Origin of the sequence: Sorangium sp. So ce295 (assembly GCF_051527405.1) — a bacterium.
Lineage (GTDB): Bacteria > Myxococcota_A > Polyangia > Polyangiales > Polyangiaceae > Sorangium > Sorangium cellulosum_B.
The window spans coordinates 668,842-687,070 of record NZ_CP150324.1 but is presented as its reverse complement, the minus strand read 5'-3'; the positions used below and the strand labels follow the sequence as shown (position 1 = coordinate 687,070).

At 69.9% G+C, this 18,229-nt stretch carries 19 protein-coding genes; 10 read left to right on the top strand and 9 right to left on the bottom strand.

What is annotated here, in order from left to right:
* Nucleotides 1-188: 188 nt before the first annotated feature.
* Nucleotides 189-1,283 (bottom strand): hypothetical protein, encoded by a 1,095-nt coding sequence (locus WMF11_RS02600; RefSeq protein ID WP_437976295.1) that lies wholly within the window; start codon nt 1,281-1,283, stop codon nt 189-191.
* A 326-nt stretch (nt 1,284-1,609) separates the two neighbouring features.
* On the opposite strand from WMF11_RS02600, the gene WMF11_RS02595 reads away from it, so the two are divergent.
* Nucleotides 1,610-2,113: a hypothetical protein gene (locus WMF11_RS02595; RefSeq protein WP_437976294.1), complete on the top strand. Its 504-nt coding sequence runs from the start codon at nt 1,610-1,612 to the stop codon at nt 2,111-2,113.
* Between the two features lie 126 nt (nt 2,114-2,239).
* Here the strand turns inward: WMF11_RS02595 and WMF11_RS02590 are convergent, their stop codons facing one another.
* Together WMF11_RS02590 and WMF11_RS02585 are read right to left on the bottom strand one after the other, a co-directional pair.
* Nucleotides 2,240-2,905, bottom strand: a complete 666-nt coding sequence (locus WMF11_RS02590; protein ID WP_437976293.1) for an MAE_28990/MAE_18760 family HEPN-like nuclease — start codon at nt 2,903-2,905, stop codon at nt 2,240-2,242.
* Nucleotides 2,902-4,008 (bottom strand): DUF262 domain-containing protein, encoded by a 1,107-nt coding sequence (locus WMF11_RS02585; RefSeq protein WP_437976292.1) that lies wholly within the window; start codon nt 4,006-4,008, stop codon nt 2,902-2,904. Before WMF11_RS02585 ends, WMF11_RS02590 begins: the two co-directional genes overlap by 4 nt.
* Before the next feature lie 586 nt (nt 4,009-4,594).
* On the opposite strand from WMF11_RS02585, the gene WMF11_RS02580 reads away from it, so the two are divergent.
* Nucleotides 4,595-5,545, top strand: coding sequence for an integron integrase (locus WMF11_RS02580; protein WP_437976291.1), 951 nt, complete (start codon nt 4,595-4,597; stop codon nt 5,543-5,545).
* 372 nt (nt 5,546-5,917) lie between these two features.
* Here WMF11_RS02580 and WMF11_RS02575 read toward each other — a convergent pair whose 3' ends face one another.
* Nucleotides 5,918-6,196 (bottom strand): helix-turn-helix domain-containing protein, encoded by a 279-nt coding sequence (locus tag WMF11_RS02575; RefSeq protein WP_437976290.1) that lies wholly within the window; start codon nt 6,194-6,196, stop codon nt 5,918-5,920.
* Between the two features lie 168 nt (nt 6,197-6,364).
* On the opposite strand from WMF11_RS02575, the gene WMF11_RS02570 reads away from it, so the two are divergent.
* Nucleotides 6,365-7,018 (top strand): sigma-70 family RNA polymerase sigma factor, encoded by a 654-nt coding sequence (locus tag WMF11_RS02570; protein ID WP_437976289.1) that lies wholly within the window; start codon nt 6,365-6,367, stop codon nt 7,016-7,018.
* A complete protein-coding gene (locus tag WMF11_RS02565) occupies nt 7,015-7,641 on the top strand; it encodes a JAB domain-containing protein (protein WP_437906827.1) in 627 nt (208 codons plus the stop codon). The genes WMF11_RS02570 and WMF11_RS02565 overlap by 4 nt, the downstream gene beginning before the upstream one ends.
* 200 nt (nt 7,642-7,841) lie before the next feature.
* On the opposite strand, the gene WMF11_RS02560 is transcribed toward WMF11_RS02565, so the two are convergent.
* From WMF11_RS02560 to WMF11_RS02550, 3 genes are all read right to left on the bottom strand, one after another.
* Complete coding sequence (locus WMF11_RS02560) at nt 7,842-8,177, bottom strand: XisI protein (RefSeq protein ID WP_437906826.1); 336 nt, start codon at nt 8,175-8,177, stop codon at nt 7,842-7,844.
* Complete coding sequence (locus tag WMF11_RS02555) at nt 8,147-8,581, bottom strand: XisH family protein (RefSeq protein ID WP_437906825.1); 435 nt, start codon at nt 8,579-8,581, stop codon at nt 8,147-8,149. Before WMF11_RS02555 ends, WMF11_RS02560 begins: the two co-directional genes overlap by 31 nt.
* 222 nt (nt 8,582-8,803) lie before the next feature.
* Entirely contained in the window at nt 8,804-10,198 is a 1,395-nt protein-coding gene (locus WMF11_RS02550) for a styrene monooxygenase/indole monooxygenase family protein (protein ID WP_437976288.1), read from the bottom strand.
* Between the two features lie 625 nt (nt 10,199-10,823).
* Here WMF11_RS02550 and WMF11_RS02545 point away from each other — a divergent pair.
* From WMF11_RS02545 to pyrE, 4 genes are read left to right on the top strand one after another with little or no spacing between them, the layout of a single operon-like run.
* Nucleotides 10,824-11,252, top strand: coding sequence for a bactofilin family protein (locus tag WMF11_RS02545; RefSeq protein WP_437976287.1), 429 nt, complete (start codon nt 10,824-10,826; stop codon nt 11,250-11,252).
* A gap of 54 nt (nt 11,253-11,306) precedes the next feature.
* The gene (locus WMF11_RS02540) at nt 11,307-11,621 is read left to right on the top strand and encodes a bactofilin family protein (protein WP_012233083.1); all 315 of its coding nucleotides are present in this window, start codon (nt 11,307-11,309) and stop codon (nt 11,619-11,621) included.
* A gap of 3 nt (nt 11,622-11,624) precedes the next feature.
* Nucleotides 11,625-12,314: a bactofilin family protein gene (locus tag WMF11_RS02535; RefSeq protein ID WP_437906823.1), complete on the top strand. Its 690-nt coding sequence runs from the start codon at nt 11,625-11,627 to the stop codon at nt 12,312-12,314.
* A complete protein-coding gene (pyrE, locus tag WMF11_RS02530; protein WP_437549167.1) occupies nt 12,311-12,889 on the top strand; it encodes an orotate phosphoribosyltransferase in 579 nt (192 codons plus the stop codon). The genes WMF11_RS02535 and pyrE overlap by 4 nt, the downstream gene beginning before the upstream one ends.
* Nucleotides 12,890-12,950: 61 nt before the next feature.
* Here the strand turns inward: pyrE and glyQ are convergent, their stop codons facing one another.
* Nucleotides 12,951-13,898 (bottom strand): glycine--tRNA ligase subunit alpha, encoded by a 948-nt coding sequence (gene glyQ, locus WMF11_RS02525; protein WP_437761879.1) that lies wholly within the window; start codon nt 13,896-13,898, stop codon nt 12,951-12,953.
* A gap of 349 nt (nt 13,899-14,247) precedes the next feature.
* Between glyQ and WMF11_RS02520 the strand changes: the two genes are divergently transcribed.
* Nucleotides 14,248-14,733, top strand: coding sequence for a MarR family winged helix-turn-helix transcriptional regulator (locus WMF11_RS02520; RefSeq protein ID WP_437976286.1), 486 nt, complete (start codon nt 14,248-14,250; stop codon nt 14,731-14,733).
* Nucleotides 14,734-14,794: 61 nt separating this feature from the next.
* Nucleotides 14,795-16,624 (top strand): chloride channel protein, encoded by a 1,830-nt coding sequence (locus WMF11_RS02515; protein WP_437910942.1) that lies wholly within the window; start codon nt 14,795-14,797, stop codon nt 16,622-16,624.
* Here WMF11_RS02515 and WMF11_RS02510 read toward each other — a convergent pair.
* The gene (locus WMF11_RS02510; protein WP_012233077.1) at nt 16,621-17,835 is read right to left on the bottom strand and encodes a pyridoxal-phosphate-dependent aminotransferase family protein; all 1,215 of its coding nucleotides are present in this window, start codon (nt 17,833-17,835) and stop codon (nt 16,621-16,623) included. The genes WMF11_RS02515 and WMF11_RS02510 overlap by 4 nt on opposite strands.
* Nucleotides 17,836-18,229 lie beyond the last annotated feature (394 nt).

The following is an 18,229-nucleotide window of genomic DNA, read 5'->3' as shown; positions in this document are numbered from 1 at the left end:
TACGTACTCCTCGGCAACTCATCCTGACGGCCCCGCAACGAAGGCGCCGAACGCCTTGCCAATCTGCTGCGGGGCGGGCTGCCGCGCGAAGCGCGGTTGCCCGAGCCGTCAGCCGCATTGGCATGTTCGGCGCCCGGTCAGGAAGAACGAATCACGCGACCACCACCGCGGCTTGCGTTCTCCCGTCGTCATCTCGAAGGGCTGCGCGTCTTTCGTCGGCGCGCGGGCTGCCGCCCCGATGCCGCCCCGAGGCGCTTCTGAATCGCCGCTTGCGTTTGGCGGGGCAGCGTCGCGAGGTACTCCTCCGACAACGCACGAAGCATCGCGTCCGGCAACGCGAGCACCGCCTGCGCCTCGGTGAGCCCGGCGAGGCGCTGCTCGGGGGCGAGCCCCGCGAGGCGCTGCTCGGGCGCGTACGCCTGCAGCACCTGCTCCGGGGCGAGCCCCGCGAGGCGCTGCTCGGGCGCGTACGCCTGCAGCACCTGCTCCGGGGCGAGCCCCGCGATGCGCTGCTCGGGCGGCAGCCGCGCAACGAGGCGTGCCAGCGCCTGCTCGAAGCTCTCGACGACCCGCTTTTCGTCCTTCATGTGCCGCTTCCTCTGCCCCGGGAGGGGGTGTCGAACTTGCTCGACATGCTCCAGGAGCGCCCAGAACACCGCGACCTCCGCCGGGGAGAGCGCCGGGATGCCGCCGGGGTCGGCGACCATCCCAGGGGTCACAGTGTACAGCAGATGCTCGCCCTCGCGAGCGTTGGCGGGCACCGTCTCCACCACCCGCAGCGGGAAGACACCGAGCCGCCCCTCGTGTGTACCCGGCCCGGTCGGTGTGAGCGTGCAGCCGAGCGACGTCAGCGCCTCGGTGAAGCGCGGGGTCAGACGGGGCGCGAGCACGCGGAGGGCGACCGCGGCGGGAGCTTCGATCTCGGCGACCACGAGGTACTGGAGCGCGTACGCGAGGAGCATGCGCGCGTCGTCGCGCTCGAGCTCGTCGGTCGGCCCCTTGAAGTGCACGAGCGTGTGCTCGGCCAGCTCGCCCACCACGCTCGTGAGCAGGCGCGGCCTGGGTGGGGCTCCGCGACGGCTGCGACGGAGGATGACGATGTCGACGCGGAGCGGCTCGCGGGCGAGCTGGAACTCCGAGATGCACTGGTACCAGCCCTCGGGGAGCACGTGCTCCAGGAGCGCGACGAGCACCGGGTGCCAGGCGGTGTAGACGCGAACACGCCGCTGTCGCTGCGAGGATCGAACCTCGCGCGTCGTCGCCGTGCGGTTGCCCTTCGCCATCAGGAGCAGCGCTACCACGACCGTCGCCGGCCGGCGACTTCGTGGCGTGGCGCGGTGACATCGGCGACGACGCGCTTTGCCCCGCAGCGTTCCCGCCCCGCATCAGGTGTTGGGCGACAACAACCGTCGGCTACGCGCTCTGGCGCCGAACACCGGCGCTAACCTGCACCGGTTCCCAAGGATGCCACGACCCGCTTGCGGAGGACTGACGCCAGCAGACTGATGTGCCGAAGGCACGTCGGTCGAAACAACCCCGGCGCGGCCCGGTGTCAGGTTCAGCGGCTCGTTAGGTGGCCGGCCCGAACGTTCATGAGTACATTGGCGCGGTGCGACGACAACCGGGCCTGGCGAGTGTGTTCCTGACGGCCATCATGGGGCTGGCGCTGTCGTTCTTCATGCTTACCAAGATCGATCCGGACAAGGGCATTCCGGAACGCGACCGCCTCACCTCCGCGAGCGGACTGGTTACTTCCCACGAGACGGTCCACCACGACGTCCATTTCACGTTGCAGGATGGAAGACGGTTCACGTACCTCGGCAAAGCGAAAGCGGTGGGCGCCGTCGAGAAGGCCATCGGCGAAGCCCATCAAAGGGTGGTCACGATTCTGTACGACGCGTCAAATACCGTCGGACCGGTCTTCTCGAAGGAGAAGTTCTTTCCGGTATACGAGATCCGCGTCGGCGACAAACTCGTGCGCAGCCATCAGGATGTGGACCAGGCTTGGCGGAGAGACAATCGCCTGGCCCCTGTGCTTGGCTGGGGGTTTCTTGGGATGTCAGTTCTGCTTCTGGCGCATGGGGCTCGTCGGTTGCGACAGAGGGGCGCCTAACGCTCTGGGCTTCAGGCGCGGTGCGAAGCGACGTCGCCTGCAAGCCCTGGTTGGGCCGCACCGCAACCACTTGTACACCTGCGTCGCGACCCGCCTCGGGCATCTGTGGTGTAGCGCACGGATCGCTCAGCGACGCTGTAGGTACCTCTTGAGCGCTGCTGCATTCATTATATCCGTACTGAACTGTTCGAGCAACTGAAGGATTTCGTCATACAACTCGCGAAAAGTGGCTTCATCTACCGAGACGAGCTCACCATGGGCGACGTCGTTCCTACGCTTAAGTAGCTTTTCGTCGATGAGATTTCGTTTCGCCTCGTAGGGCACGCGATCGAGTCCGAGCAGGCCGAGAATGTCGTCGAGCACCGTCGCATTCAAGTTCGCCGACTTGACCGGATCCCCAGCTGCGTCAACAAAGTCGCCGATGGGCAGTCGAGCGATCCCGGCCGAGCCGTCAAGCAAGATCTCGACAATTTTCGTCCGACCAGCGTGCTTGTTAGTGCTTTGACTTGCATCAATCATCATCCCGCGGAGCGCGAGCCCACCAAGACTTGGAATGAGATCACGATATGCGAAGCCTTGGTGATCTACGTACGTGATGTACGCGTTTGCAGCGAGCTTAACGAAGCCCTCCCAGTGTGCGTACAGTAACGCTACGCCGACCCGAAACAACATCTGCTGCTCGTGAGCGCGCGACTTATCCACCAGGAACTTCATCGCGGTCAGCTCACGCTTCCGCTTCTGCAAGTTCCCCTGCAGTAGTTCCGCAAGCTCCTCTTCTGACCGAACCTTCACGGTCTGAAGATCTCGCGCCCAACAGGGATGGTAACAGGCAGTCGGTATTGAGCAGTGCCCCCGGCGCCCGTGGCCTTAACAAACCGCGCATTGGACCACAATTGCTTCACCAGTGAGTCAACATCGGGCCTCGTGCTGCTGTCCATCCATGCCTGAGAGTTGTGTCCCAAACCGATCGCGATGGCTTCGTACGCGGAGATGAGGAAGGCGCCTCGATATTTCCCAGTCTTCTCGTCGCGCCGCTGGAAGCTGCTGTCGCCTAGCGTTCGAGCCAACTCTCCGAACGTGAAGGCAAACGCGTCCTCTTCGCGTTTTCGATCGAATTGGTCATCTTTAGCGAGCGCAACGACCCGGTCAGTGATGAACTCCCCCAGCGCACGAACGCCTTTGACCTCAGCCTCGGCGATCGTGCGGAGTACGATGAACCGCGTAACAAGGTCCAAATCGTACTGCTCGTCGAGAAGTCGCTCCGAGAGGGCAGTGCACTGCTTGAAGTCCGTGTTCTGTCCGAGCGATCTAATCCAAGCAAAGAAGTCGCGATTGACCATGACCATGATGCAGTTGCGCAGTTCCTGCTCCGTAAGCGCCGATCCGCCCGTGTTCAATCGCTGGAAGAGCTCAAACTTGCTCTGCTCATCGCTTTCTCGAAGAATGATCTTGACGTCGATCTTCGATCGCTTGATGATGAGTCTCTCCTGCTCCAATGCGTTTTCCGGACTCGTATCATCCTCCCAGCGTTTTCCTTCCAGGGAGGGGAGGTACTTGGTTGCACGAAGCACGAGGGGCTCAACGAGCTGTCCTTGCTCGTCCTTAAGAACGCCTACGAGTTGAAAGATCGTGGAGAGTCGCTGAAGACCGTCGACCACATCCCAGACGCCGTCCTTTCGTTGGGCAACGAAGATCGACGGGATGGGGATCCCAAGCAGGAGAGACTCAATGAGCCGCGACTTTTGAAGGTCGTTCCACCGGAAGAAGCGTTGAAACTCAGGATGAATGTCAAGTTCGCCGTCGCGATAAAGGCTCAAGAGCTCGCCGATAGACATCGGGTAGCCATCGGTGTGGATGGTGGAGCGTCCGCGGTCGATCTCTTCTTTCAGGCCCATTGGTCCAGCTTCGCTCTCCGCGCAGGCGCCGTCAAGTCTCGTGGGCCGCCGTGTCGCTGACGGGCGCGGTCGACCGGTGCAAGGAAGGGGACGGGCTGGGCGCAGCGCTGGGTGGGATCACGCAGAGGCGGGAGCAACTGACGACTGGTCGACGGCGCCCAGATAGAATCAGCGTTTCGCACCGGTACCCTCGTCGGCCCAACGTCGCAATCATCTGTGCCGCGCGACACATCTTCGCGTATTTGCATGTAGGCTGCGAACCCTGGTGCCCGATCACCGTGTTCTCGCGGATGAGTCGCGGCACCCCGCAGCATATCTAGATATCCCCGCGGATAGGTCGCGATCTTCCGCAGGCTATCTGCGCATCTCCGGAGATAGGCCGCCGCAGCACAACTACGTATCGCCGTTGAGGGGCTTCGGACGGCGACGGTGTGCCGCGAAGCAAGATGCGTGCCTGTGATTGATTGCCTCGGGCGACTGATGTGCATCCCAAATATCCGCTGGCCGCCACAACTCGCGCCGCCCTGCGCCGATAAGCGTCAATGCGGGTCCGACGAACCGGCCCCGACCACTCGGAACCATCCCCATGACCCTCATCGAAGCCGTACGCGCCACCATACAACGCCTGCATTACTCTCCGCGTACCGAAGAGGCAATTGTACTCTGGATCCGGCAATTCATCCGCTTCCATCACGGCAAGCACCCACGGCAGATGGGCGCGGAAGAGGTCACGGCCTTCCTCAACGATCTTGCGGTCGCGCGCCGCACCGCGGCGTCCACGCAGGACCAAGCGCTGTGCGCGCTCCTCTTCCTTTACAGGCGGGTCCTCGACCTGCAGATACCCCGGCTCGAAGCGCTCGAGCGTGCCCGCCGGCCGGAGCACCTCCCCACGGTCCTCTCGCGACAGGACGCGCTCACCTTGCTCGAGCACCTGATCCCACCTTTTCGACTCATCGGCGAGCTCCTCTACGGAAGCGGCCTCCGCCTCCTCGAAGCGCTTTCGATTCGCGTCAAAGACGTCGACCTCGATCGACGGCAAATCATGGTGCGCCGCGGGAAAGGACAGCACGACCGGCCGGCCTTGCTCCCCGCTCCGGCGCGCGACGAGCTGCAGGCCCAGCTCGACGCCGTGGCGCAACGGCACAAGAAGGAGCTCGCGGTTGGCCGCGGCGAGGTCGACCTGCCCCACGCGCTGCGAGCGAAGATGCCAGGAGCAGCCACGAGCCTCGCCTGGCAGTACCTCTTCCCCGCCTCTCGCCCTTGCACCGATCCTGCGACGGGTCGACAGGTCCTCTACCACCTGCACGAATCGGCGGTGCAAAGGGCCGTGCACGATGCCGGACGGGCGGCGAGGCTCACCAAGCGCGCGACATGCCACATCCTCCGCCACAGCTTCGCGACCCACCTGCTCGAGGCGGGCACCGACATCCGGACGATCCAAACATTGCTCGGCTACAAGGATGTACGGACCACGATGATCTACACCCACATCGTCGACTGCGGTCCTCTCGGCGTGATCAGTCCTCTCGACCGCTGACAGCCGCTTCTGCGTGGAGCGCCTTGAACTCCGATCCCACCCCCACGTGCCGTCCCCACGCATCGTGGAAAGGTAGCGTAGCCGACGGCTGCCCCATCTTGTCAAGGAGGCCAGCGCAGGACCGTGCGGTCTCTACACCGGACGAAGGCGCGAGCGGGTCCTTACTGCCCTACCCCTCCGAAGCGAAGGAGTGCCCCTGCAACCTCCCGGCCGGTCAGCGACGGGGCTGTTCAGGTTGCCGCAGTTCACCGAGTTCTCCACCACGCGGGACGGTGTCCGAAGCCGCAACAACGCACGCGCCGGCGATGCGCCAGGTGGAGAAGGGCGCGGATGGCCGCGGGCTGTCGAGGTGCGGATACTGGGGATTGACTGTCAGGTGCCGGCGGGACGTTTGCGCGGCCGACCTCGCTTGATCTCGGGCATCGCGGCGCTGCGGAGAAGAACCCCAGGCGACACATCGAGCGCGTTCGCGAGCCTGACGAGCGTGCCGAGGCTCATGCTCTGCCGCCCAACCTCGATCGCCTGCATCGTCCGCAGCTCGATCCCGGCCGCTTCCGCGAGCTGCTCCTGCGTGATGCCGCGCTGCTGGCGTAGCCGCCGCAGGTTCGCCGCGATGTAGAGCAGGAGGGTATCGAGCGCGAGCGTTCGCACGCCCTTCGCGTACTCCTGCGCCGGGTTCAGAATAACGATCCAGCAGATCGTATTTCATTGACCTGCCGGCTGTCAGTTCGTAACGTGGCGAGACCACAAAAGTGCCGCCCGCGGGTGCTGCTAACACCCCGGGCGGCGTGGCCGAACCCCGCTTCCACGAGGTCCGACATGGAAACCGTACGTCTACGCTCTGACCAGGGCCAAGAGATCGATCCGTCCTCCCGTCGCCGTCCCCGTCCCGCTGCTCTCAGCCGGCTCGCCCGCCCGACCAAACCCCTCCGTCACCAGCCCCCTCACCCCGCCGTCTACCTCGACCCCACCGCGCTCCTCGAACAGCGCCCGCTCATCCGCAGCGCGCTGCGCGCCCGCGGCGTCCGCGCCGCGGATCTCGACGACGTCACGCAGGAGACCGTGCTCGGCGCCTTTTGCAGCATGCGCGCCGGCCGCTTCCGGCCGTCCCCCGATCAGCCGCCGGCCGACGCGTTGCGCGCCTGGCTGGTCGCGGTCGCCCTGCGGCAGGCGTCGCACCACCGCGACAAGGCGTACCGCCGGCACGAGGTGCCCGCGGTCGATCCCGATCGGCTCGCTCCCCTCGCAGCTCCCTCGCCGGAGGAGCGCATCGTCGCGCGCGGGCTGCTCCGTGCCTTCCACCGCCTCCGCGCGGAGCTCCGCGAGGTCCTGGCGCTCACCGCCGCCGGCCTGACGACGCGCGAGATCGCGGCGACGCTCGCGATCCCGAGGCCGACGGTGGCCACGCGCCTCCGCCTCGCGCGCCGCCTCTTCGCCCGCTCGCTCACCCGCGCTCGGAGGTGGCCCCGATGAGCGGCGCACCCGTCGACGCCCCCGCCGAGACGGCGGCCGAGATCCCGACCGCGACCGAGGCCGGCCTGCTCGAGATGGTGCTCGGCATCCCGGCCGTAGGGGCGCGCATCCTTGGCGCGGCCGCCCTGCCGTCCCTCGGTCGCCTCTCTCCGGCGGCCATCGCCGAGCGAACCCAGATCGCGCTGCTCGACGCGACGCGGCTCGCGGCGGCCTTCGAGCTCGGCCGCCGCGCCCACGCCGCGCGGGCTCGCCGAGGTGCGCGCCTCACCGACGCCGCGCGCGTGGCGCGGTACTTCGGGCCGAGGCTCGCGCACCTCGTCCACGAGGAGCTCTGGATCGCGGCGCTCGATAGCCACGGCCGCGTGCGCGAGACGCGCATGCTCGCCCGCGGCGTCGACGACGCCCTCCACGCAGGCCGCTCGACCATCCTGCGCACGGCGCTGGACATGGCGGCCGTCGGCTTCGTCCTGGCCCACAACCACCCGAGCGGCGATCCGACGCCGACCGCGGAGGACCACGCGATGACCGAGGAGCTGCGCGATCTCTCCTACGCGCTGAACGTCCCGCTCCAGGCCCACGTCATCGTCACGCCCAGCGGGCGCTACGCCGCCGTCCTGGAGTAGCCGTCCGCTACCGTACCGCGGGGGGAGCGCACCAAGCCGGGACCCAAGGAGCGACGCCGGAGGGACCGCCGCTCACCGCCGTGGAGAAGATCCTGGCGCGCCGCCGCGATCGTCTGTGACACGGCGACTCGGCTGTCGCGAAATGGATGCGGCATCAACGATTCGTCCTTGCGGCATCACCCGGGCGGCGCTTGCCGCGCTCACGCAGCGAGGACGTCGGAATACCGATAGGGGCCGTCCGAGGAGAACGCGAGCAGGATCCGCTCCGCCGGGATGCCGCCGCGGACCAGCGCCGGCGCCATTCCGCGCTCGGTGCCGTCCGCCTGAATCCAGATCTCGTCGCCGATCCGATCGATGTGGACGAGGCAGCCATGGACGCGGCGGCGCTTCTCGCGGCCGACGATCACGAGCAGGTAGTGGTCCGACTCCCGATCGAACACCGTTTGTGTCGCCACGTCCCCGTGGGCGTACGGGATGGCGGCATACTCGGAGAGCGCCTTCTCGATCACTTCGCGGTCGGCGGTTCGGGTGTCCATCGTTCAATGACCTCCGTCTCGGCGTTGAACACGAGCAGCTTCATCCTTCTGTTGTCGAGGAGGATCTCCCCCAGGGCGTCCTCGAAGATGTCGCCGTATGCCGTGTCGCTCACGGCGAGGTAGAGCTCGCGATCGGGCTCCACGCGCTCGAGGATGTCATGGTACAGCGTGAACTGTCCGAGGGCTTTCTCGAGCGCGTCGATCGGCGACGGGCCGGTGAAGCTCTTGACCTCGACCGCGATGCGTGTTCGCCCCTTCTCCGCCCCGAGGAAGCGCTCCGCGCCGAGGTCGACGTAAACGTCCTTTCTCCGCCAGCGCAGGCGGAGCGGATCATGCGTGATCGTCCAGCCGTCGCTGGCCAGCGCCTTGCGGACGTGCTCATGCAGGTGATCGCGGGCCGGCATCTCGCGCCGGAGGCTACCATGAGCCCGCGCCGCCGGCCCTGTCCGGCCTGTGTCCGCGAGCGTCCGATCCCGGCGACAGGGCGCGGTGCCAGCCTCGTCGCCCTCGACGGTAGGAAATGTCGCCCCCGGTGCGGTACCAGCGGCTCCTGGACGCCTGCTGGCACCGGCCGGTACGGCTCCCCGGACCTGACGACGAGGCGAGACCGGGCGCCCAGCGCGGGGCTAAGCGATCGCTCCCCCGGCCTGCACCTGCGCGCCCGGGTGCCCCGGCGGGAGCCCGATGCGCTGCCGCACCTGCGCGATGCCGACGCCGACGCCCCCTGCTGCGAGCGCGAGGGGCCAGGGCTTCCCGGTCGTCTGCCGGATGAAGGCGCGCACCCGCCCGACGTCCTCGAGGACCGCCGTCAGCCGCGCCGGATCGTTGAAGTTGTTCACGAAGGCATTGGCGAGCGCCTGCTGCCCGCTCGTGTTGTCCGCCCGCCCGTCGCTGCCGTATTGCGCCATGAGGAGGTGGGCCATCGGGGGCGAAACCCCGGCGAGCAGGATGTTGTTGAACCGGTCGGTGGGCCCGCCGTGCCGCGCATAGAAGCGATCGAAGGTGCGCGTCATCCAGTCGGCGTCGAACGGGCGCTCGCCGTGCTGCACGATGCACTCGACCAGGTTGCGCGCCATCTTGTTGCCGTTGTTGGCGCCCTGGCCGCCGATCGGATCGATCGACATCGCCGTGTCGCCCAGCGCCGTCACGATCCGGCCCGAGGGCAGCCGTCCGACGGGCTTGCGCACCGCGGGGACGACCCGCCCGTTCTGCCATCCGTGTTTGTCCGACAGCTCGGCTCCCTTGAACCACTCGTAGTCCCAGGGGATGAGCTCCTTCACCAGCCCCTTCGCGATCGCGATGATCTCCTCGCCTGACTTCGCGCCCTGGAACCTGTCCAGCGGCCCTCCGGGCACCGCCTCGACGAGGCAGTTCCAGCTCGGTCCCACGTCCTTGTGGTGGTAGGGCACCCAGAACGCCTCCCCGATGCCCGCGAACAGGTTGAACTTGACCGGGAGCATCGGGATGCCGTCGAACCCGAGCTTCGGGCCGGTCACGCACATCATGACGACGTTGCGCTGCGCCTCCGAGTGGACGCTGCGCGCGGCGTCTCGCTCGAACAGGTTGCACAGATCCCCCCGTCCAGCGGCGACGACGGTGAGATCGTTCTCGGCGGCGATCGCGTCGAGCCGCGGGATCGTGACGGGCTCGATCGTGATCTTGCCGCCCCGCCGCTCGAGCTCGAGCATCCACCGGTGGCTCTGGAGCCGGAGATCGATCGCGAAGAAGTGCTGCTCCAGGCGGCCCGCCAGCGTCAGGAGGCGGTTGCCCGGGGCGGCGCACGCGGTCAGCTGGGCGCCGTGGCCCCGGGGCGCAGCGTCCTCCCAGAAGGCCAGGCCGAGCTCGCGCTCGAACGCCAGCGCCACGTCGAACCGCGCCGCGGTGCCGGTCGGCTTCGACTCGTTGAGCCACTGCTCGGGCGTGCGATCCGAGTAGAGCGTCACCTCGTAGCCGGCCTTCACCAGGGCGTGCGCCGCGAGCAGGCCGGCCTGTCCAGACCCCACGATAGCTATCTTCCGCATGAGGAACCCCCCGGGTTGGGTTGGTCTGCGCTCGCCCCCACGGACGACGCGCGCCGAGCCATCCGAGTCGGTTCGCCGTCAGGACCACAGCAGGCGTCGCGAGCAAGGAAAGCCCAGTCAAGAGAGACCGTATCACCCAATCCAGCCCCGCAGGAAGCGGCCCGCGACGTGCGTTCGTGTGTTCCCTCGCCTCGCATCGATCCCCGTCGCCGCCTTCCCTCCGGTCACGCTTGCCATCGGAGAGAGCCCTCGGGGGGAGGGGGTGTCGCGCGGGGGGGTGAGGGGGAGGGCCCCACGAACCCGAGCGCCGGCCCGCATCGCAGCGACGCCTCACGGACTCGCCAGCTCCGTTCAGCAGGCCATTGCCACCAAAAGGCGCGAGTTCGTGGGAGGGCCCCCCTCACCCCCCCGCGCGACGCCCCCTCCCCCCGAGGGCTCCCCTGCAGTCAGTCCATGGCACGTACCGCCACCGAGGCCGCCCGCCGGTTGCGAGGCGCAGCCGCTTGGAGTAGCGTCCGCGCCGCCGCGGGGCCGAGCGATCCAGTTCGCCCAGCTCCAGCGGACGAGCCGGGCGTCTGGTGCGCGCCCCGGCTCGCGCGGCTCCCTCCGCGCACAGGAGACGAGAATGGCCCGAGGCTCGACAACGACGCGCAGCGAATCGGACGCTGCCGAATCGCTCATCGGACGGGGCGCCCGCATCCGCGGGCGCGTCCATGGCGACGGCTCGCTCCGGGTCGAGGGGAGCGTCGAGGGGAACATCCAGCTGGCTGGCGACCTCGAGATCGAGGACGGAGCGACGGTCACCGGGGACGTCGAGGCGAGCTCGCTCGTCGTGTCCGGCCAGCTCACGGGGGACGTGGTCTCGCGCGGCCCCGTCACGATCCGGGCGACCGCGCAGTACGCCGGAAACGTGGGCGGCAGCGAGGTGATCCTCGAGGAAGGCGCGGCGTTCGCCGGCCGCATCGAGGCGGAGTTCGACCTCCCGGCCGAGCTCTCGGAGCGGGCGACCGCCGGGCGCGGACAGGCCCCCCGGCGCGAACCGGCAGGGCGATAGCGCGCGTTGACGGACGAAGAATCGCGCCGCGAGGGCGCGGCGAGGAGCACGAACGTGGCGGGTACGATCATCGGAAACGGGCTCACGATCGAGGGCGAGATCACCTCCGACGAGGAGGTGATCGTCGCCGGGACGGTGCGCGGGAAGCTCACCGTCGAGGGGCCTCTCACCATCGACGCAGGGGCGCTGATCGAAGCGGACATCGGGGCGGCGTCGCTCCAGGTGGGCGGCAACGTCACCGGCAACGTCACGGCGGCCGATCGCGTCGATCTCCTCGCCGGCGGTCGCCTCGTCGGCGACGTGAAGGCGTCGCGGCTGACCATCGCGGACGGAGCCTCGTTCAAGGGCAACGTCGACATGGACGTGTAGCCGATGACCGCCCAGTCCTCGATCGGGCCGACGACGGCCATCCGCGGCAACGTGCAGGGCGACGGGGATCTCGAGATCCTCGGCCGCGTCGAGGGGAGCGTCGTCATGACCGGCGACGTGACCATCGGCGAGGGCGCGCTCATCCAGAGCGACGTCCGCGGGCGGCGCGTCGTCGTCCGCGGCGCCGTCGCCGGGAACATCTCCGGCGACGAGGCCGTGATCCTCGAGCCCGGCGCGCGCGTGGTCGGCGACCTCGGCGCGCCGCAGATCGGCATCCACGCGGGCGCCCTGGTGCGCGGCAACGTCACCACCGGCGCGCCGCTCGCCGCGGCGGCCGCCCCCGCCCCGGCGCGGGCCGCCGCCGCTGCACCTGCGCCGCGCGCCGCGGCCGCGGCCGCGCGGCCGGCGCGCGCACCTGCGCCGCCCGCCCGGCCTGCGCCGCGCGCCGCGCCTGCCCCCGCGCGCCCCGCGCCGGCGGCGCGCCCCGCCCCGGTCGTCGAGGCGAGGCCCGCGCCCGCCCCTGCCCTCGCGGCCGTTCACGACGACGAGGAGGCCGATCTATCGGCCTCGGCCGCCGGCGAGGGTGACGAGCCCGAGGCGTCCGAGGGCGCCGGCGGGCCGCCGCCGCCGGTGGTCCCCGCGCTCCGGAAGGGGGCCGCGAAGGCCTCGCTGCGCAAGCGGGGCGGCCGGTGAGCGCCGCCGGCGCCTCGGAGCGGGACCGGCTCGTCGCGCTGCTGCGCGAGCGCTCGTTCGAGCAGAAGCGCGTCCTCCTCGCGTCCGGCCGGGAGAGCGACTTCTTCATCGACTGCAAGCAGTCCGTGCTGACCGCCGAGGGCCACGCCCTCGTCGGCTCGCTCATGTTCGAGGCGCTCGGCGCGCTCCCGCGGTGCGAGGCCGTCGCCGGCGTCGAGCTCGGGGGCTGCCCCCTCGCGAGCGCTGTGTCGCTCACGAGCTTCCTGCGCGGCCGCCCCCTCCCCGCGCTCTACGTGCGCAAGGAGGTCAAGGACCACGGCTCGCGGCGCCTCGTCGAGGGCGATCGCGACCTCGTGCCCGGGATGCCCGTCGCGATCCTCGAGGACGTGATCACGACGGGCGGCTCGACGCTGAAGGCGGTCGAGAAGCTCCGCACCGCGGGCGCCTCGGTCGTCGGCGTGATCGCCCTGGTCGACCGCCTCGAGGGCGGCGCGGAGGCGATCCGCGCCGCGGGGCTGCCGGTCGTCGCGATCTGCACCCGCCACGACTTCATCCCCGACAACCCGCCCGGCTGAGGCTGCGCGACGCGCGGCCCGGCCGAGGCGACGGCGCGCTGCCCGCCGCCTCGGCTGCGCGCTACTCCGCCGCCTTCGCCTGCTGCTCGCCGAGGAGCGGGTAGCCGAGCGCCTCGCGCTGCGCGACGTACGTCTCGGCGACCGCGCGCGCGAGCGCGCGGACACGGCCGATGAAGCGCTGCCGCTCGGTGACGCTGATCGCGCCCCGCGCGTCGAGGACGTTGAAGCGGTGGGCCGCCTTCACGACGAAATCGTAGGCCGGGAGCACCAGCGCCTTCCTCGGATCGATCGCCGCCCCCTTCGCCGCCGGATCCGCGCCCCGGTACAGGAGCCGCTTCACCTCGGCCTCGCAGACGTCGAACGCCGCGAAGTGCTCGGCGATGTCGGCCTCCTCGAAGTTGTAGGTCGACCACTCCCACTCGGCGCGCTGGTAGATGTCCCCGTAGCGCACGATCTTCCCGCCGCGGTCCGAGTAGACGACGTCGTAGATGCTGTCCTTGTCCTGCAGGTACATCGCGATCCGCTCGAGCCCGTAGGTGAGCTCGCCGGACACGGGGCGGCAGTCGATCCCGCCGATCTGCTGGAAGTAGGTGAACTGCGAGATCTCGAGCCCGTCGATCCACACCTGCCAGCCGAGCCCCCACGCCCCGAGCGTCGGCGACTCCCAGTCGTCCTCGAGGAACCGGACGTCGTGATCGAGCGGGTTCGTGCCGATCGCCCGCAGCGACTCCAGGTAGAGGTCCTGGATGTCGATCGGGCTCGGCTTGAGGATCACCTGGAACTGGTGAAACTGCTGCATACGGTTCGGGTTCTCCCCGTAACGACCGTCCGCGGGCCGCCGGGAAGGCTCGACGAAGGCCACATTCCAGGGCTCGGGGCCGAGCGCGCGCAGGAACGTCGCCGGGTTGAAGGTGCCGGCGCCGACCTCCGAGTTGTACGGCTGCACGATGAGGCAGCCGCGATCGGCCCAGAACTTCTGCAGGGTGAGAATGAGGTCTTGGAAGGTCATGGGAGGGCCGGTTCTTAGCCTGGATCGCCCGCGCAGGCGACGCCCCGCGTAGCGTCGCCCGCACGGTCCGCCCGGCGCGCTGCCTCCGGGCCCGCGCGCCGCGTTCCTGACGCCGCACGCCGCACGCCGCACCGGCGCCCCGCCGCCATCCACCGCCGCCCGCGACCACCCCGTCGAGGACGGCCCGCCTCGATCCGCCCAAGCCCCAGGGAGGTCCGCAGACTGCTTGCGGTCGACCGGCGAGCGGCGTAGGTTCCCGCGCAAATCTATGGGAGCCCATGGTTCCTCGACGGCGCGCCGGAAGAGCCCCACACGGCAGGCCCCCGGCGGGCCCGACGCGCAGCGGGTCATGGATGCGATCCGCGCGATCGTACAGCGCCTGCGCGTCTCGTCGCGCGCGTGCGAGCGGCAGCTCGGCCTGAGCAGCGCGCAGCTGTTCGTGCTGCAGCAGCTCGATCAGGCCGCCGCGTCCTCGATCGCCGAGCTCGCGCAGCGCACGCTGACGCACCAGAGCTCGGTGTCGGTCGTCGTGACGCGCCTGGCCGAGCGAGGGATGGTCACCCGGCGCGCCTCGCCCGAGGACGCGCGCCGGACCGAGATCTCGCTCACCGCGGCCGGCCGCGCGCTGCTCCGCCGCGCGCCCCGCACCGCGCAGGCCGAGCTCGTCGCCGCCGTCGACCGCCTGCCCGCCGACGAGCGCGGCGCGCTCGCGCAGAGCCTCGCCACCCTCGCCCGGGCGCTCGGCGCCGGCGACGAGGCCCCCCCGCTGTTCTTCGAAGGCGAGGAGACCCCCGCCGGAGCCGGACCCGAAGCGACAGACCGCGAGGAGAGCTGAATTGTCCAGATCGAACGCCCCACCCCCAACAGTCACCGAGAGCATCCCGGTCGCCCCCTCGATGGGCCCGACCCTCGAGGACCTCCGCGTCCCCGCGCCCAGCGCCGCCGTCGACCGGCGGGTCGTCCTCGTCAGCGGCCTCGCGATCGCGCTCGGCGGCGTGGCCTTCGTCGCGGCGGAGCTGCTCACCACGCTCATCGCCGTCATCACGAACCTCGCGTTCTTCGGCCGGCTGTCCGCCGCCCCCGCGTCGCCCGCCGAGCACCACCTGGGCCTCTTCGTGCTCGTGGTGCCGATCCTCGGCGCGCTCGTCGTCGGCGTGATGGCGCGCTACGGCTCCCAGGCGATCCGCGGCCACGGCATCCCGGAGGCGATGGAGCAGGTGCTGTTCAACCAGAGCCGCATCCCGCCGCGGATGACGCTGCTCAAGCCGCTCTCCGCGGCGATCGCCATCGGCACCGGCGGTCCGTTCGGCGCCGAGGGCCCCATCATCGCCACCGGCGGCGCGCTCGGCTCGCTGCTCGGGCAGCTGCTCCGGATCACCGCGGACGAGCGCAAGACGCTGCTCGCCGCGGGCGCGGCGGCGGGCATGTCGGCGACCTTCGGCAGCCCGGTGGCGGCCGTGCTGCTCGCGATCGAGCTCCTCCTCTTCGAGTACCGCCCGCGCTCGGTGATCCCCGTCGCCCTCGCCGCGACCGCGGCGACCGCGGCGCGCCTCTGCGCTGGCCACACCGCGCCCGCGTTCGAGATGGCGTCCGTGGCGCCCTCGACAGGCCCCGCGCTCGCCTTCTACATCGTGCTCGGCGCGCTCCTCGGCCTCGCGGCGATGGGCGCCACCCGCGCGATCTACGCGATCGAGGAGGCGTTCGAGCGGCTGCCGCTCCACTGGATGTGGTGGCCGGCGATCGGCGCCGTCGCGATCGGCGTCGTGGGTTACTTCGCGCCGCGGACGCTGGGGGTCGGGTACACCAACATCGACGACATCCTGAGCGGTCGCCTGGCGCTCGCCGCGCTCGTGTCGCTCTCGCTGATGAAGTTCGTCTCCTGGTCGATCGCGCTCGGCAGCGGCACCTCGGGCGGGACGCTCGCGCCGCTCTTCACCGTCGGCGGCGGTCTCGGCGCGATCCTCGGCCTGGCCGCGACCGCGCTCCTCCCCGGGCTCGGCGTGGACCCTCGCGTCGCCGGGCTCGTCGGGATGGCGGCGATCTTCGCGGGCGCGTCCCGGGCGCTCCTCGCGTCCGTCGTCTTCGCCTTCGAGACGACGCGGCAGCCGATGGGGCTGCTGCCGCTGCTCGGCGGCTGCAGCGCGGCCTTCCTCGTCTCCAGCCTGCTGATGCGGCACTCCATCATGACGGAGAAGATCGCCCGCCGCGGCGCGCGCGTGCCGGGCGAATACGCGGCCGATCACCTGGCGCAGATCACCGCCGGCGAGGCCGCGTCGCGCCCCGTCGTGACGCTCGCCGCGGACGATACGGTCGAGGCGGCCCGCGCCTTCCTGCTGTCGCAGGCGGCGGGCTCTCGCCATCAGGGCTTCCCGGTCGTGGACGATCGGGGGGAGCTCGTCGGCGTGGTCACCCAGCGCGATGTGCTCACCGAGCAGGCCGGTACCGTCTCGATCCGCCACCTGGTCCGGCGGCCGCCCGCCGTGGTGTTCGAGGACAGCTCCTTGCGCGAAGCCGCCGATCACATGGTCACCGAGGGGGTGGGGAGGCTCCCTGTCGTGTCCAGGCAGGCCCCCCGCAAGGTCCTCGGGATCCTGACGCGCAGCGACCTGCTCGACGCGCATCGGAGCCGGATCGACGCCGGCAAGCGCCGCGAGCAAGCCCTCGCCGCCACGAGGCGGCGCGGAGGTCCGGCCATCCCGGACCGGGCCACCGTGGGGCAGGGCTAGTCCACGAAGTAATCGCGATCGCCCGCCAGACCCTGCTCGAGCGCGGCCATTCCCTTGGCGACGTCGAGCTTCACGCCCTCTCGCTGGAAGCTCATGCCCATCGCGTAGAGCGTCTTGAAGAGGTTGTGCGAGCGGCACTGCTCGCCCATCTGGCCCACACGCACGATGTTGAGGCCGAAGGCGCCCGAGATCTCGACGCGGAACGCCTTGGTCATGTACTCGCGGATCCGCGCGCTATCGACGCCGGACGGCAGCTTGATGGCGAGCACGCTGTTGAGGCGCACGTCCTTCGACGCGAACAGCTCGAGCCCCATGGCCTCGAGGCCCGCCTGCATGGCCAGAGAGCTCATCTCGTGGCGACGGAACCGCCGCTCGAGCGTCTCCTCGCAGACGAGGCGCAGCGCCTCGTGCAGCGCGAGCACGCCGGGCACCGGCGCCGTGTAGTGGTACTGCTGGTAGCCCCAGAACCGCTGCGCGCGCGTCGCGTCGTAGCACCAGTGCGGGCGCGGCAGGGGGCGCTCCTCGACGACCTTCCACGCGTCCTGCGAGAACGCGCAGGCCGAGACGCCCGGGATCGACGACAGCGCCTTCTGCCCGCCGACGATGCCGACGTCGATGCCCCACTCGTCCATGTGCACCGGCATGGCCGTGAGCGTGACCACCGCGTCGACGATGGTGAGAGCGCCCTGCGTCTTCGCGAGCTTGCAGATCTCCGGCATCTCGACCATGCGGACGCCGCAGGACGTCTCGCCGTGCGCCATCGTGACCACGTCGTAGCGCTGCTTCTTCATCGCCTCACGCACGTCCGCGAGCGACACGGGCCGCCCGGGCGGCCCCTCGAGGAACGTGACATCGGCGCCCACGCCGAGCGCCATCTCGCCGAGGCGCCCGCTGAACGTCCCCACCTTCAGGCAAAGGACCTTGCGCCCCGGCCAGCACAGGTTCGCCACGGCCATCTCCATCGCCGCGGACGCGGGCCCGGCGATGCCGAGGATCTTGTCGCTGCGCGTCTGGAACGCATAGGCCGCCATGTACTTCACGTTCTGGATGACGCGGTCCATGGTGGGGCCAAGGTGATTGATGATGACCCCGTTCGCCTGGGCCACCGCCTGCGGGATGGGCACCGGCCCGGCGCCCATGAGCAGCAGCGGCTCGGACGGCAGGATCGCGGCGAGGGGCGTGATCGGCGGGGGCAGGATCGAGAACGACATGGCCAGGACCTTGGGCAAAAGCGCGGAGCCCGCTAGCAAGCCCAAAGCGTCCTGCGGCGTCAAGCGTTACCCGGCGAGCGGGCGCGGCGCCGGCGGAAATGCGGCGCCGGCGCCGGAGTCCGCGCCGCAGGCCGCCACAGGCCGACGAAGGCCCTGCTCGTCGTACGACCCTGGGGGATGGGCCGTGCGACGAGCAGGGCCCCTCCGGCCTGCCGAGCGGGAGGGAGGGCGCCGCGCCGCCTGAGCCGACATCGCGCTCACGGACAGCGGCGCCTCCTCCGCGCCTCCTGCTCTCGGCCCGAGGTGCTCCCGGACGTTACAGATCGGGGCGGCAGATCGAGAGCTCCTTCATGCAGCGCCGTGGGCCGGTAGGGGGCGTGGCGCCTCGAGAGAG